At 46.6% G+C, this 14,005-nt stretch carries 16 protein-coding genes; 1 reads left to right on the top strand and 15 read right to left on the bottom strand.

Features of this window, described 5'->3' with window-relative positions; translation table 11 throughout:
* Positions 1 to 11 precede the first annotated feature (11 nt).
* From GFC30_RS08725 to GFC30_RS08705, 5 genes are all read right to left on the bottom strand, one after another.
* The gene (locus tag GFC30_RS08725; RefSeq protein ID WP_066324426.1) at positions 12 to 1,007 is read right to left on the bottom strand and encodes an alpha-ketoacid dehydrogenase subunit beta; all 996 of its coding nucleotides are present in this window, start codon (positions 1,005 to 1,007) and stop codon (positions 12 to 14) included.
* Entirely contained in the window at positions 1,004 to 2,062 is a 1,059-nt protein-coding gene (gene pdhA, locus GFC30_RS08720; protein WP_066324424.1) for a pyruvate dehydrogenase (acetyl-transferring) E1 component subunit alpha, read from the bottom strand. The genes GFC30_RS08725 and pdhA overlap by 4 nt, the downstream gene beginning before the upstream one ends.
* Positions 2,063 to 2,086: 24 nt before the next feature.
* Positions 2,087 to 3,217, bottom strand: coding sequence for a Leu/Phe/Val dehydrogenase (locus tag GFC30_RS08715; protein ID WP_066324418.1), 1,131 nt, complete (start codon positions 3,215 to 3,217; stop codon positions 2,087 to 2,089).
* Positions 3,201 to 3,611, bottom strand: a complete 411-nt coding sequence (locus GFC30_RS08710) for a thioesterase family protein (RefSeq protein ID WP_066324417.1) — start codon at positions 3,609 to 3,611, stop codon at positions 3,201 to 3,203. The genes GFC30_RS08715 and GFC30_RS08710 overlap by 17 nt, the downstream gene beginning before the upstream one ends.
* Positions 3,612 to 3,878: 267 nt before the next feature.
* Positions 3,879 to 4,832 carry an NAD(P)H-dependent flavin oxidoreductase gene (locus tag GFC30_RS08705; RefSeq protein ID WP_066324415.1) on the bottom strand — a complete coding sequence of 318 codons (954 nt, stop codon included), beginning with the start codon at positions 4,830 to 4,832 and terminating at the stop codon, positions 3,879 to 3,881.
* 68 nt (positions 4,833 to 4,900) lie between these two features.
* Between GFC30_RS08705 and GFC30_RS08700 the strand changes: the two genes are divergently transcribed.
* On the top strand, positions 4,901 to 5,416 hold the full coding sequence (locus GFC30_RS08700) for a gamma carbonic anhydrase family protein (RefSeq protein WP_066324413.1): 516 nt from the start codon (positions 4,901 to 4,903) through the stop codon (positions 5,414 to 5,416).
* A 35-nt stretch (positions 5,417 to 5,451) separates the two neighbouring features.
* Here the strand turns inward: GFC30_RS08700 and paaX are convergent, their stop codons facing one another.
* From paaX to paaB, 10 genes are all read right to left on the bottom strand, one after another.
* Positions 5,452 to 6,327: a phenylacetic acid degradation operon negative regulatory protein PaaX gene (gene paaX, locus GFC30_RS08695; protein WP_066324411.1), complete on the bottom strand. Its 876-nt coding sequence runs from the start codon at positions 6,325 to 6,327 to the stop codon at positions 5,452 to 5,454.
* 147 nt (positions 6,328 to 6,474) lie between these two features.
* The gene (locus GFC30_RS08690; RefSeq protein ID WP_066324409.1) at positions 6,475 to 7,680 is read right to left on the bottom strand and encodes a thiolase family protein; all 1,206 of its coding nucleotides are present in this window, start codon (positions 7,678 to 7,680) and stop codon (positions 6,475 to 6,477) included.
* A 125-nt stretch (positions 7,681 to 7,805) separates the two neighbouring features.
* Positions 7,806 to 8,663, bottom strand: a complete 858-nt coding sequence (locus tag GFC30_RS08685) for a 3-hydroxyacyl-CoA dehydrogenase (RefSeq protein ID WP_066324407.1) — start codon at positions 8,661 to 8,663, stop codon at positions 7,806 to 7,808.
* Between the two features lie 129 nt (positions 8,664 to 8,792).
* Positions 8,793 to 10,310, bottom strand: coding sequence for an aldehyde dehydrogenase family protein (locus GFC30_RS08680; protein WP_066324404.1), 1,518 nt, complete (start codon positions 10,308 to 10,310; stop codon positions 8,793 to 8,795).
* Between the two features lie 75 nt (positions 10,311 to 10,385).
* Positions 10,386 to 11,159, bottom strand: a complete 774-nt coding sequence (locus GFC30_RS08675) for an enoyl-CoA hydratase-related protein (protein ID WP_066324398.1) — start codon at positions 11,157 to 11,159, stop codon at positions 10,386 to 10,388.
* An 8-nt stretch (positions 11,160 to 11,167) separates the two neighbouring features.
* Entirely contained in the window at positions 11,168 to 11,944 is a 777-nt protein-coding gene (locus tag GFC30_RS08670) for an enoyl-CoA hydratase/isomerase family protein (protein WP_066324396.1), read from the bottom strand.
* On the bottom strand, positions 11,937 to 12,248 hold the full coding sequence (locus tag GFC30_RS08665) for an EthD family reductase (RefSeq protein WP_066324391.1): 312 nt from the start codon (positions 12,246 to 12,248) through the stop codon (positions 11,937 to 11,939). Before GFC30_RS08665 ends, GFC30_RS08670 begins: the two co-directional genes overlap by 8 nt.
* Before the next feature lie 91 nt (positions 12,249 to 12,339).
* Entirely contained in the window at positions 12,340 to 12,819 is a 480-nt protein-coding gene (paaD, locus tag GFC30_RS08660; RefSeq protein ID WP_066324390.1) for a 1,2-phenylacetyl-CoA epoxidase subunit PaaD, read from the bottom strand.
* Positions 12,820 to 12,842: 23 nt separating this feature from the next.
* A complete protein-coding gene (paaC, locus tag GFC30_RS08655) occupies positions 12,843 to 13,685 on the bottom strand; it encodes a 1,2-phenylacetyl-CoA epoxidase subunit PaaC (RefSeq protein ID WP_066324384.1) in 843 nt (280 codons plus the stop codon).
* On the bottom strand, positions 13,661 to 14,002 hold the full coding sequence (gene paaB / locus GFC30_RS08650; RefSeq protein WP_066324382.1) for a 1,2-phenylacetyl-CoA epoxidase subunit PaaB: 342 nt from the start codon (positions 14,000 to 14,002) through the stop codon (positions 13,661 to 13,663). The genes paaC and paaB overlap by 25 nt, the downstream gene beginning before the upstream one ends.
* Between the last annotated feature and the right edge of the window lie 3 nt (positions 14,003 to 14,005).

The raw sequence follows: 14,005 nt of genomic DNA, 5'->3' as shown, positions 1-14,005 counted from the left end.
TCCTGCCCCCCTTAAAACGTCACCGCTTTTTCCATCGCATGTAAGACGCGTTCCGGTGTCGGCAAATAATAATCTTCTAACGAAAAAAACGGAACCGGAACGTCAAACCCTGTCACCCGTTCAACAGGCGCTTTCTGGTATAAAAAGCATTCGTCATTAATGAGCGCAATCAGATCATTGGCAACCCCTCCAGTGGCATGTGCTTCTTGCACAATCACCGTGCGCCCTGTTTTTTGTACCGACTCTACAATCAGCTCGCGGTCGAGTGGATATAATGTGCGCAAGTCAATGACATCGGCAGCAATCCCTTTTTTCGCCGCTTCTTCCGCTGCTTTCATCGCTATTGGCACCATCGCTCCCCAAGCAATGACCGTCACATCTTCTCCTTCTCGAATCCTTTTCCCTTTGCCGATTTCGATTGTATATTTTCCTTCCGGCACTTCTTCACGAAAGGAGCGATAACATCTCATCGGCTCTAGAAACAGCACCGGATCAGGATCTTCAATCGCCGCAATTAATAGCCCTTTTGCATCATATGGGGTCGACGGACATACGACTTTCATGCCTGGCATATGGGTAAACAATGCTTCTGTGCTATCGGAATGGATTTCTGGGGCGCGCACTCCTGCGCCGTACGGGGCGCGAATGACCATTGGGACAGTAAAGCGTCCGAGCGTTCGCGAACGAATCCTTGCCGCATGGGTCATAATTTGTTCATACGCTGGATAAATAAACCCTAAAAACTGAATTTCAACGACTGGACGAAGCCCATTTACTGCCATGCCGATTGCTGCACCTGTAAATCCCGCTTCGCTTAGCGGGGTGTCGATGACGCGATCCTCACCAAATTCCGCCTGTAACCCGTCCGTCGCACGAAATACCCCACCGTTTTTGCCGACGTCCTCTCCAAGCACTAATACATCTTCCCGCTCCCTTAGCATCGTTCGAAGCGCATCTGTAACCGCTCGCACGAGCGTTAACGTATTCGTTTTAACCGTCGTTGTCATGCTTGCTCCCTCCATGTGGTATACATTTGTTTTTGTTGCTCAATCGTCCATGTCGGCGCAGCGAATACAAAGTCAAACATATCCGTCGGATTCGCCTCTGGAAACTGCTCCATTTCTGCCACTGCCTGCTCGATTTCACTATGAACTTTTTCTTGCATCGCACTTATTTGCTGTTCGTCCCACCAACCGGCTTTTTGCAAAAACCGTTCGACGCGCAAAATCGGATCGCACTCGCGTCTTCGTTTGCTTTCTTCTTGGTCGCGGTATTTTGTCGGGTCATCTGCGGTCGTGTGCGCCCCGTACCGCCACGTCACTGCCTCAATTAACGTTGGCCCTTCACCGTTTCGCGCGCGATCAAGCGCCTTTTTTGTTTCGAAATAGACAGCGAAAATATCGTTGCCGTCGACACGAACCCCTGGAATGTCGTACGCCAGCGCTTTTTGTGCAATCGTTTTCGATTTCATCTGCCGCGCAATCGGCACAGAAATGGCGTATTGGTTGTTTTGGTTAAAGAACACTACCGGCACATGAAAAACGCTCGCGATGTTTAGCCCTTCATGGAAATCCCCTTCCGATGTCGCCCCGTCGCCAAAATAAACAATGACAGCGTTTTTCGTTCCTTTTCGTTTTTCCGCGTACGCTGCGCCCGCTGCATGCGGAAGCTGGGTGGCAATCGGTACACTTGGAGGAAAAATTTTCTTCCCTTCTGGCGGGACACACCCTTCGTTTCTTCCTTTCCAATACAATAAAATGCGTACGAGCGAATGACCGAACGTCATCGTCGCCCCATGGTCGCGATATGTCGGAAACAGCCAATCATCGTTCGCTAGCGCAAGCGCGCTGCCAACTTGGCTCGCTTCTTGCCCTTCGTATGGGGCGTATGTTCCGATTCTCCCTTGGCGCTGGAGGCTGACGCATTTTCGGTCAAACGTTCTTGTTCGGATGAGATGGTAATACATCATCATCACAAGCTCTTTCGTCAATTTTTCGCGGTACTCTGACAATGCAACATTGCCTTCCTCATCAACGATTTTTATGATTGGAAATTGTTCCATTCCATCCCCTTCTTTCGTTGTTAGTTACCACCGAACATCCCATTTCGGTCGTTTTTTATGGGTGAAAAAATGATTGCGTCGGCTTCGCATTTCAAGACGCTGTTCACAAAAACGGTTTGCTGCCTCGACTGTCGTGATTTGTTCGTTTTCTGCTTGGCGGTAAATTTCTAAAAGCGTCGTATAAATCGCTTTTGTTTTATTTAATACGCGCGCTTTGTTCGGGCCATATAACTCATCCGCGACTTGAATCAGTCCGCCTGCATTCACGATATAATCCGGCGCATATAAAATCCCTTTGTCCCGTAACTGCTTTCCGTAACTTCCATCCAACAGCTGATTGTTCGCTGACCCGACAATCGCTTTTACTTTCAACTGTTCCATTGTATCGTCATTGACAACATTCCCGAACGCGCACGGCACAAACACGTCGGCCTCGACTCGATAAATGTCTGCTCCCTTCACAACTTTGACGCTGCCACCTACTTTTTTCGCATGGGCAACGATTGCCTCGACCGCTGATACGTTAATATCACATACATAAAGGTCAGCTCCTTGATCGAGCAGTTGCTCTGCTACTTTATATCCGACTTTGCCAAGTCCCTGAATCGCATACGTTTTGCCCGAAAGTTCGTCGCTTCCCCATAGCACGTGGCTTGTTGCTTGAAGACCGTAAATCACCCCTAATGCCGTCGGAACCGATGAATCCCCGCTTCCACCATACGCTTCCGGCACACCAACAATGCAGTTCGTTTCTTTCATCGCATGAACGAAATCGTCCGGCGTTGTCCCCATATCCGTTCCTGTATAAAAACGTCCGTTTAGCGATTCCACAAACTGTCCGAATGCACGAAACAGTTCTGGGGTTTTATGCCTAGGGTCGCCGATAATGACCGCTTTACCGCCACCGAAATCGACATCTGCCGCAATGCATTTATACGTCATTCCTTTTGAAAGGCGAAGCACATCCACAAGCGCCGCTTCCATGGTCGGGTATGGCTGCATTCGACACCCACCCAATGCGGGACCGAGCGTCGTGTTATGAATCGCGATAATGGCTTGCAGCCCTGTTTTCTCATCATTGCAAAAAACAACTTGTTCATGCTCTTTCATTTGCGTAAAAAGATCGGTTTTCCATTCACTAAGCACCGCGCTCATCGTTCGTCCCCCTATCTAGCATTTGGCGAATTTTTTCTTTTGGCAAAATGACTTGCTTCACTTCGCCAATACCGATGACGCCTGTTTCATTTTTTACTTCTACATCCGTAATCACTACGTTGTCGCGCAGTTCTTTTACGGTGGCAGTCACCGTAACGAGCGAGCCTTCAGGAGTTGGCGCTACATGTTTCACTGTCACTGCCGCTCCCATCCCTTCTTCATGATCCTCTAAGTATGGCAAAATGATTTTGCGCGACGCCCATTCCATATGATAGACCATTGATACCGTCGAGTACGCTGGATGGACAACAACCCCTTCGAATTGGGCAAACATTTCTGGGGTGACGATTGCCTGCACCACCGCCTTATCTCCCACTTTCATCCCCCGTTTCATTTATGTCACCTCTTTTTAATTACGTTTTATAAACGTCATATAAAAATAATATTTTAAAAAATACAACAATATAGCGGATTTCCCTTTAAAATAAAACATTTTAGCGATGTAAAGCGTTTAATTTGTAAACGTTTACATCATTAATATAATAAAAATATTTATTAACGTGTAAATAACGTTATGATAATTAAATATTATCAATTGAATAATTTGAAAGTCAATAATTTTCTTAAAAATATGAAAAAGCACCCCAATTCACGGGATGCTTTATTCTCCGAATAAGTCATGAAGCTTTTTCCACTGTTCTTTCGCTTCATTCATCATCTCAGCGAACAATTGTTGGACAGTCGGGACATGCTCAATAAGTCCAGCAATTTGCCCAGCATTTACAAATCCGCCTGTCAAATCACCTGCTAATGCGCCGCGGCGATGGTAGTCTTCGGACGTGTGGCGGTTGAACTCTTCTAGCGAAATCCCTGCTTCTTCATACTGCAATAACTTCTCGGCATACGGGGTGCGCATAATTCTTCGCACCCTGCCAACGGAACGACCGACAATTACCGTTTCGTTTTCATCGGCAGCTAAAATCCGCTGTTTATACGCTTCATGAAATGGTGCTTCTTGCGTCGCAATAAGCCGCGTTCCTAACTGCACCCCTTCCGCCCCAAGCGCCAAAGCCGCTAACAACCCTTTTCCATCGCCAATTCCACCCGCCGCAACGACCGGCACTTGAACTGCTTGGACAATTTGCGGAATTAATGTCATCGTCGTAAGTTCTAAATTGGAATTAATCCCTGCCGCCTCGTACCCTTCCGCCACAAGCACATCCGCCCCCGCCGCTTCCGCTTTTTTCGCTTGCTTAACCGACGCGACAACGACGATAATTTTCACCCCTCGTTCTTTCAAACGCGGGATAAATGGCGCAGGATTTCCTGCAGATAACGACACGACCGGTATGTGATATTTTTCAACGAGCGCTACCATTTCTTCCGCATACGTTGTCACTTGAATTGGAATATTGACTGCAAACGGGCGGCTCGTCCGGCGCTTCGTTTCCACGATAATCGCCTCTACTTCATCAGGAGCCATCGTGCCAACCCCGATTGTTCCAAGCCCGCCTGCTTCCGAAACAGCGCTTGTCAACGGGGCATTGCTAATATTCCCCATCCCCCCTTGAATGATCGGATAACGAATGTTTAATAGGCGACAAACATCATTCATCAAATTCCCACCCCGTTAAAAATATGTTATACTTATTATAACCTTATCACATTTCAAGGGGGATGGAAATGATTTATTCTTACAACGGAAAAACACCAACGCTCGACGAAACGGTATTTGTTGCTCCTGGCGCTCATATTATTGGCGATGTCACGATCGGCAAAGAATCGACGATTTGGTTTAACGCCGTGTTGCGCGGGGATGAGGCGCCAATTATCATCGGTGAACGCTCAAGCATCCAAGATAACTCGACGTGCCATTTATATGAAGGATTTCCGCTCATTGTTGAAGACGAAGTAACGGTCGGACATAATGTCATTTTGCATGGATGCACGATTCGCAAACGCTCGATTATCGGCATGGGGTCGACGATTTTAGACGGCGCAGAAATCGGAGAAGAGTGCATTATTGGTGCCAACACGCTTATCCCATCTGGCAAAAAAATTCCGCCGCGTTCGTTAGTGATGGGTTCACCTGGGAAAGTCGTCCGCGAAATTACCGAACAAGACCTTGCCCTTATTCAACTGTCGATTGATACATACGTTCAAAAAGGAAAAGAGTATCGCGCGTTATTAGGGCGTTAAAAGACAAAAAGCACTGTTTAGACACAGTGCTTTTCTTACTCCGCAATTAATGGGTGGTCGTACACGTCGTACTGCTCTGCTTTTTTCTCTAATTCATTGCCGTCGGTAAACACTTCTTCAAAAAAGCGGCTTGCTGGTTTTGCCAATTCTTTATAATATTCGCTAAACAACGACGCGGCGTGGCTACCCATCCATTCCCGCGGCAACAACTCTTCCGGAAGCCCTGGGTCGATAAATAAAAACTTCCGATATTCGTGCACAAGCTTCGTCCGCTCAACAAAACATTCAGCATCAGACATTTCCCCGCGCTGAATTTTATGTTTGTCAATCACGTATTTTTGGCTGTACTCGGAAATAAACTGTTCATATTTCTGATTGATCGCTGCTAAATCCCAACACTTTTCCACAAGCTGCTCATTCGTATGCGGTCCGTCATATTGGGCAATAAAAAAATCAACGTACGGCTCAATTTGATATTTATCAATTAAATCATATACTTGTTTTTCTAAGTTGTTTGGCGAAATCCAGCAACTGTTGGAAATCGTTCCGAACCCGCTCCATACGAGCTCTTTTCGTAATTCATCACGCAACGCCCGTTTTTCTTCTGGAATCGTATAGACGAAAATGCGCCATTTTCCGTCCCATTTTTCCGGTCGGATTTTATAAATCCGTTTCGCTGCTTCTTCGATTCGTTTTACCCCTCGCTCGGTTAACGAATAATAGCTTTTATTTCCTTTTTTCTCGGCTTGTACCCATCCTTGCTTGCTCATGCGGGAAATCGCCGCACGGACTGCTTGGTCGTTATGCCCGAATTCTTTTAGCAAACGAATTAAACTGCCAATCCAAATTTGATTGCCGTAGTGGCGGATATAGTCCCCGTAAATCGTAAAAATCATCGATCGCGTATTCATCGCAGACACCCTTCGTTTTCAAAATACAACGTTTTCCTGACGCGCTTTCATGGTTCAGTATTTTAGCAAATTTTTATAACGCTGACAACACGAAAAAAGAAAAAACGCAAAATCCATGAGCGGCGTTTCGCCCATGGATCGTCTTGCTTAATCTACATTTTCTACAATCGTCGCAATTCCTTGTCCGACGCCGATGCACATCGTTGCTAAACCATATCGGACATGCCGGCGCTTCATTTCATAGATTAATGTCGTTAAAATTCGCGCGCCGCTTGCTCCGAGTGGATGTCCAAACGCAATCGCTCCCCCGTTCACGTTCACTTTTTCTTTCTTAAGCGCAAGCTGGTTGATACACTCTAACGCTTGCGAAGCGAACGCTTCGTTTAATTCGACGAGTCCAATCTCTTCAATTGTTAGTCCGGCACGCTTTAACGCCTTTTGTGTCGCATAAATCGGACCAAGCCCCATGACCGCTGGCTCTAGACCGGCAACGGCAGATGTCGTATATTTCACAAGCGGCGTCATCCCGAGTTCTTTCGCTTTGTCGGCACTCATTAAAAGCAATGCCGCCGCCCCATCATTGACGCCAGAAGCATTTCCCGCTGTGACGGTCCCATCTTCAAATAATGGGCGCAATTTTGCCAATTTCTCAAGTGTAGTATCTGGACGTGGATGTTCATCTTTGTCGACCACAACTTCTGTTCCTTTCCTGTCACGATAGACGACAGGAACTAGTTCATTCGCAAATAAATTCGCCTCGATCGCTCCCTTCGCTTTCATCTGACTTTCATACGCAAATTCGTCTTGTGCTTCGCGGGAAATTCCATACCGCTTGGCTACATTTTCAGCGGTTTGTGGCATGCTGTCGGTTCCATACATTTCGTGCAATTTTGGGTGAATAAACCGCCAGCCGATCGTCGTATCAAACATTTCCAAATTGCCGCGCGGAAAGTCTTGGTCGGGCTTCGCCATAACAAAAGGCGCGCGCGTCATACTTTCCGTCCCACCAGCAATGACAATGTCTGCTTCTCCTATCATAATGGCGCGCGCCGCATAATTCACTGCATCCAGTCCTGACCCGCACAAGCGGTTCACTGTCGTCCCAGCTACTTCGACCGGTAAGCCAGCCAATAACGCCGACATACGGGCGACGTTTCGATTATCTTCCCCCGCTTGATTTGCATTGCCGAGAACCACTTCTTCAATTTGCTCGACCGGAAGTGACGGATTGCGTTCGATGAGCGCGCGAATAACAATTGCTCCTAAATCGTCAGGGCGAACGTCTTTAAGTGCTCCTTTATACTTTCCAATCGGCGTCCGCACTGCATCGACAATGACGACTTCTTTCATCATTATATATCTCCCTTCTGCGCGTTCGGTATATTAAGAAAAGCGCAAAGCGCCTGCCTATCAGCGAAGAGCGCACAAGCCCCATTGAATTACGTCTGATGCTTTGTTATCTTTGAAAAAACCCTTCATTATTCTTTTTTCGTGTAATCATACACCCCTTTGCCTGTTTTTCTTCCAAGTCGTCCTGCTTTGACATATTGTTCTAATAGCGGGGCTGGGCGGTATTTTTCTCCGAGTTTTTCATGCAAATATTTTAAGTTGTTCAATCGTGTATCTAATCCGACTAAATCGGCTAATTCAAACGGCCCCATCGGATAATTGAGGCCAAGTTTAATAGCTTTATCAATTTGCTCTGGCGTACCTACCCCTTCTTGCAGCATATAAAACGCTTCGTTGCCGACTAATGCGCTAATTCGGCTTGTAACAAACCCTGGAAATTCATTTACAACGACCGTTTCTTTTCCCATTTGCTCCGCCACTTGTTGAATGACTTCCGCTGTGTCATCGCTCGTTTCCAACCCGCGAATGATTTCGACAAGCTTCATTTTATGAACCGGATTAAAAAAGTGCATCGCAATGACTTTTTCCGGACGTTTCGTAAACGAGGCGATCTCCGTTGGACTCATCGTCGACGTATTTGTGGCAAAATAGCATGTTTGTGGCGCATATTCGTCGATTGTTTCAAACACATGCTTTTTAATCTCTAATTTTTCTGGGACGGCTTCAATGACTAAATCCGCCTTTTTCACTGCTTCCACTAGGTCGGTCGAATACGTAAGGCGCTCCTGTGCGTCGCGTTTTGCTGAGGCGGTTATTTTGTTTAACGACACCGCTTTTTCAAAAATAGCATCTATTTCTTTTTTGGCGCTTTGCAATTGTTCGTCCTTAATATCCACGAGCGTTGTCGCAAACCCTCCTGCCGCACTTACATATGCAATGCCTCGTCCCATCACGCCTGAACCGACAACAACTAACTGGCGAATCATCGACTCTCTCTCCTTTACCATCATAGTAGACGTCCATGTGCACTGAATATGAACGTGTGATAGAAAATGCATATAAAAGACAAAAGCGAAAACGAGCACCCATCCGCAGATGGAAGTGCTCGGAAAATGTTAGAGACCGAAAGGATTGAGCGGACGGCTTCCGTAGTACGATAAAATACTTTTCGTTTCCGTGTATAGATCGAGCGTTTCTACACAAAGTTCCCGACCAAATCCAGATTGTTTATACCCGCCAAACGGTGTGCCAGGAAACGCAGAAAATGGACTGTTAATCATCACAATTCCTGCTTGAATTTGTTTTGCCACACGAAGGGCACGAGCATGGTCTTTCGTCCAAATCGCTGAACCTAATCCGTATTCGCTGTCGTTTGCCAATTTGATGACTTCCTTTTCATCACTGAATGTCATGACGACCACGACTGGACCAAAAATTTCTTCCTTGACAACTTTCATTTGATGGTGGACGTTCGTAATAATCGTTGGCTCATACCAATAGCCATTTTCAAACCCTTCGACTTTTGCTTCTTTTCCGCCAGTGACAATCGTTGCTCCTTCTTCGACCGCGGAGCGAACATAGCCGTCAATGACTTCTAGTTGTTCGCGGCTAATAATTGCCCCAACATGCGTTCCTTGATCAAATGGGTTGCCGAGGGTTAGTTTTTTTGTTTTCTCCACAAACTTTTCCATAAACGTATCGTAAATGCTTTCATGGACGTACAAGCGCGAGCGTGCTTCACATGATTGGCCTGTATTGTAGAACATACCGAATAATGCACCATCTACCGCCGCATCGATATCGGCATCTTCAAACACAATGTTTGGTGATTTTCCACCGAGTTCTAATGTGACACGCTTTAACGTTTTCGAGGCTTTTTCCATAATGTCTTTCCCGACTGGCGTTGAACCGGTAAAAGCTACTTTATCCACAAGTGGATGCTCGACTAAATAGTTGCCTACTTCCGAGCCAGAACCAGTGACGACGTTCACGACCCCTTCCGGAACCCCCGCCTCGTGGCAAATTTCCGCAAGTACAATGCATGTGAGCGGCGTCAAGGAAGCTGGTTTAACAACGACGGAGCAGCCAGCAGCAATGGCTGGAGCGATCTTCCATGCTGCCATCATTAACGGATAGTTCCACGGGATAATTTGCGCGCATACACCGACCGGTTCTTTTTCGGTAAAGTTATGAAATGCACCTGGCATATTGTTTACCGTGCCACGATGGCTGACGATCGCACTTGCATAAAACTCAAAATCTTCGATCGCTTGCATCACCTGTCCTTGCGCAGCTGACAACGCTTTTCCTGTATCTAAAATCTCCAATTCTACTAATTCGTTAAACCGTGCCCGCATAATCGAAGCAATTTTGTTTAGAATACGCGCCCGTTTATTCACCGGAAAATGACGCCATTTCCCGTAATCAAACGCTTGGCGTGCCGCTAAAACCGCCCGTTCTGCATCCTCTCTCGTCCCTTTTGCTACTTTGGCGACCGGTTCGCCTGTTGCCGGGTTATACGTTGTAAACGTTTCGCCAGAAGAACTTTCGACGCGTTCCCCGTTAATAATCAAGTGATACGTGTCACGCTTTGTTTCAAGTTTTTCCATTTTTTGTTCTCTAACCGTTGCCACTAGTCACACACTCCTTTTGGTGAAAATGTTTAATTTTTGTTGGATAGAGAGCTCCATCTACTCATAGGTGTTTAGTTACTTCCCTTGAAATGTCGCTCGCCGTTTTTCGAAAAAGGCGTGAACGCCTTCGCGATGGTCTTTGGTCAGCCCAGCGATTCGCTGGGCAAACGCTTCTTTTTCTAAATATTCTGCAAACGAGTGGTCCCAGCTTTGCCGTAAACAGCGTTTGATCAGCCCGATCGCTTTTGTTGGCATATTCGCCAGCTTTTCCGCAAATCGAGCGACTTCTTCTTCCCATGCCTCTTCCGAAATGACAGCAGTCACAAGTCCAAGTTCGTGCGCTTTTTGCGCCGTCACTTTTTCCCCAAAAACCGCTAACTCAAGCGCTTTTGCATGACCGATAAGACGCGGCAAGTAATAGAGGTTCCCTGCGTCTGGAATTAGCCCAACGTGAATAAACGCTTCCACAAAGCTTGCTTTTTCCGACGCAAGGCGAAAATCGCACGCTAAGGCAAGACTCATCCCTGCTCCCGCGGCAACTCCATTCACTGCCGCAATGACAGGCTTTTCGAAAGAATGAAGCGCTTTCATCATTGGCGCATAACGCGTCCGAAGTACGTCCCCATGATCCATGTCTTCTGTCACACCGCCAAGATCTTCTCCCGAGCAAAACGCTCTTCCGGCACCTGTAATGACTAGGCAGCGAACGGATTCGTCATTGGCTACTTGCCTGAGCGCTGCTGTAATCTCTTTATTCATTTGTTCGGTAAACGCATTTAATTTATCTGGGCGGTTCAACGTTAGCCACGCCACTTGCTGACGAATATCGTAACGAATCGTTTCGTACAAGGACAGCCCTACTTTCCTTGAAATTTCGGTTTCCGTTTTTCCATAAATGCTTGCATTCCCTCTTTTTGGTCTGCGGAAGCAAACAGGAGATAAAAATTCTTTCGTTCAAACTGCATCCCTTCATATAGTGAATAATCAACCGCTTTATGAACGGCTTCTTTTATAAAACGGACAGATAAAGGAGGCTGAGCCGCTAATTTTTGCGCAAATCTCATCGTTTCCTCCACCAGCAGTTCTGGCGCAATGAGACGATTGACGATTCCTAGGTCGTAAGCGGTTTTCGCCGACATCCGCTCTCCTGTCCAAAGCCATTCGAGCGCTTTTGTTTTGCCGATTAGCTTCGTCAACCGCTGTGTCCCTCCCGCTCCCGGCATAACGCCAATATTCACTTCTGGAAAGCCAAATTCCGCCGTTTCGGAAGCAAACAACAAATCGCAGCAAAGCGCCAGTTCAAACCCTCCTCCTAACGCAAATCCATGAACCGCAGCAATCATCGGTTTTTTAATAAGCGCCAATCGATCCCATTCAGCAAACTGATTGAGTAAATCAAGCGTAATCGGGTCATCGTTAGCCATCTCGTCAATATCTGCCCCCGCCGCAAACGCTCTTCCTTTTCCAGTTAACACGATAACGCGAACGTCATCGTTGCGGTCATATGATTCGATGGCGCGAACGATTTCGGTGACCATCGGGCGGTTTAGTGCATTCAATACGTGCGGACGGTTTAATTCAATAACTGCAACCATTCCTTCCACCCGTGTTTGAATATGCAAAAACTCATTCATTGCCCATTTCCTCGCCAATCATTAATGTGACAAGATCGCCGGCAAATGACATTAAATCTTTTCCGGATGCTTTTGCTTCGCTCGTTTTCATCGCTTCTTTTAACGCTTCATGGCTGTCGTAATACATTTCGCATAGCAAATAATACTCGCTTTCGCCCCGCATCGGCGTGCCGACAATTTTCGTTACTTCCATTTTGCGAAGCCCCGGAATTTTTGCTGTAATTGGGGCATGCGTTCCAAAATAATGCTCATCAAATGCTTGCTTATCTTTCGGTTGTTTGTAAAGGGCAATCATTTTTACCATTTTTCTCTTCTCCTTTTCTGTGAAACTAACGGATCCATCATTGCGTGTTTTCATGCCTAGATAGTGAGCCAAACTTGCTAGTGGATGTTTTTTACATCCAAACGGAAATCGGTTTTAATGCTTCAAACGGGTTTTTGCATTGTTTGCAATAAAAAATGCTGCGGCATGCGGTCGGTCCGAAGATGTTTTCCATCATCGTATAAGGAGAGTGACAATACGGACATTCCACTTGCCATTCCCCGCTTGGGCCGGTTTGTTTCGGAGGCGGGGCGATGCCAAATTCTTTTAGCTTTTCCCGCCCTTGCTCCGTAATACGCTCCGACGTCCATGGCGGATGGTGGATAAATTCTACCGTTACCCGTTCAACTCCTTCTAAACTAGCCAACACTTGTTCGACACGCTGTCGAATGATATCGAGCGCTGGGCAGCCGATGAACGTTGGCAATAACTTTACGATTGCCTCGCCACTATCGAACTGTACAGCTTCTACCATGCCGAGCTCCACAATGCTAACCGAATCAATCTCTGGGTCTTTGACCGCTTCAAGCGCAGCGACAAGTTGTTCCTTCATATCCCCTCTTCCTTTCTAAGAAACTACCAAATGGCTAGAGGATCGAGACGATAGACTTCGGATAATATCGCGAGCGCTTCCACTAAATCCGGTGTATGTTCGCCATTTCGACCATTGCCTCGTTTCATAGGAAACTCACTTGGCAACTCGAGGTTCGTTTGTTCAAACACTGGCTTCGTTATTTGGAGCCAACGTGCCTTTAGCACTTCTTCGCTATCGATTAACCCACATTCGACCATTTTCTCTCCCTTTTCTCCAAGCGAAAACACGCCGGCGAAATCATCGAACACTTTCTCAATTGCTTTTTTCATTCGTTCCCGCGCCTCGCCTCCAGCGTTGACTAACTGCACAAACCACGTTTTCCAATGCATCAGGTGATAATAAAGTTCCATGTTCACTTTTACCGCTACTTGTGAAAGTGGTTCGTAGGAACAATTTTTCAATGAATCGATGCGCACTTTTTTCGCTTGCGCATAAAAATAGTTTCTTACTACCGCAAACGCCCAATCGTACTGCGGCTCATGCAAATAATGACCTAGTCCATTTACTTCCTCTAGCAAAATAGCGTTTCGTCTTTCCGCGGCCGTGCGTCTGTGGGCGAGATCGTCGGCACGCCCAATTCCGATGTCTTCTAGCAGCTGATAATACATTGCCGCATGCCCCATCGTATCTTGCGTGATCGAGGAAAAAGCCACGTCCTCTTCAATATGAGGGGCAAGACCTAGCCATTCCGAACCACGATAGGCGACGATGAAATCGTCATCGGCGAGCTGAAATAATAATTCGACAAGCGCTGCTTTATATTCAGGAAGCTGGTGAAGTTCTTCCGGTTTTGTGACAATCATCGTTGAATCTCCCCCTTCCATGATAAAATTTCTTTCTCATCGAACATCTCTTGTTCATATTGCCGCCATTTCTTTTTTAAGTATCCGTATCCTTTCGTTGTCCGGTAGTCTTTGTTATCGAGTCGCTTTAATGCGTCTTTTTCTTCTTCTTTCATTTGACGAATATCGGAGCGTTTCACGACCCATATATCAGAAACAGGCTCGCGCCGCATGAAATTTTCTTGTGCCATCACTAACGCAATTTCATGGTTAGGGGCAAGCAAGCTAAATTGGTGTTGAAGCGGCGCGGTGTCGCTTTTGCGGCTGAACACTTCAAACACTTCATAAAATCCACTCATGAC

It is taken from the genome of Anoxybacillus amylolyticus (genome assembly GCF_001634285.1).
Classification (GTDB): domain Bacteria; phylum Bacillota; class Bacilli; order Bacillales; family Anoxybacillaceae; genus Anoxybacteroides; species Anoxybacteroides amylolyticum.
This window is presented reverse-complemented; position numbering and strand designations above follow the sequence as displayed.

Excerpts from the sequence above, each read along its gene's own strand:
- GFC30_RS08725 (WP_066324426.1), bottom strand. The coding sequence starts at position 1,007 with ATGACAACGACGGTTAAAACGAATACGTTAACGCTCGTGCGAGCGGTT.
- pdhA (WP_066324424.1), bottom strand. The coding sequence starts at position 2,062 with ATGGAACAATTTCCAATCATAAAAATCGTTGATGAGGAAGGCAATGTT.
- GFC30_RS08715 (WP_066324418.1), bottom strand. The coding sequence starts at position 3,217 with ATGAGCGCGGTGCTTAGTGAATGGAAAACCGATCTTTTTACGCAAATG.
- GFC30_RS08710 (WP_066324417.1), bottom strand. The coding sequence starts at position 3,611 with ATGAAACGGGGGATGAAAGTGGGAGATAAGGCGGTGGTGCAGGCAATC.
- GFC30_RS08705 (WP_066324415.1), bottom strand. The coding sequence starts at position 4,832 with ATGAATGATGTTTGTCGCCTATTAAACATTCGTTATCCGATCATTCAA.
- GFC30_RS08700 (WP_066324413.1), top strand. The coding sequence starts at position 4,901 with ATGATTTATTCTTACAACGGAAAAACACCAACGCTCGACGAAACGGTA.
- paaX (WP_066324411.1), bottom strand. The coding sequence starts at position 6,327 with ATGAATACGCGATCGATGATTTTTACGATTTACGGGGACTATATCCGC.
- GFC30_RS08690 (WP_066324409.1), bottom strand. The coding sequence starts at position 7,680 with ATGATGAAAGAAGTCGTCATTGTCGATGCAGTGCGGACGCCGATTGGA.
- GFC30_RS08685 (WP_066324407.1), bottom strand. The coding sequence starts at position 8,663 with ATGATTCGCCAGTTAGTTGTTGTCGGTTCAGGCGTGATGGGACGAGGC.
- GFC30_RS08670 (WP_066324396.1), bottom strand. The coding sequence starts at position 11,944 with ATGAATGAGTTTTTGCATATTCAAACACGGGTGGAAGGAATGGTTGCA.
- GFC30_RS08665 (WP_066324391.1), bottom strand. The coding sequence starts at position 12,248 with ATGGTAAAAATGATTGCCCTTTACAAACAACCGAAAGATAAGCAAGCA.
- paaD (WP_066324390.1), bottom strand. The coding sequence starts at position 12,819 with ATGAAGGAACAACTTGTCGCTGCGCTTGAAGCGGTCAAAGACCCAGAG.
- paaC (WP_066324384.1), bottom strand. The coding sequence starts at position 13,685 with ATGGAAGGGGGAGATTCAACGATGATTGTCACAAAACCGGAAGAACTT.
- paaB (WP_066324382.1), bottom strand. The coding sequence starts at position 14,002 with ATGAGTGGATTTTATGAAGTGTTTGAAGTGTTCAGCCGCAAAAGCGAC.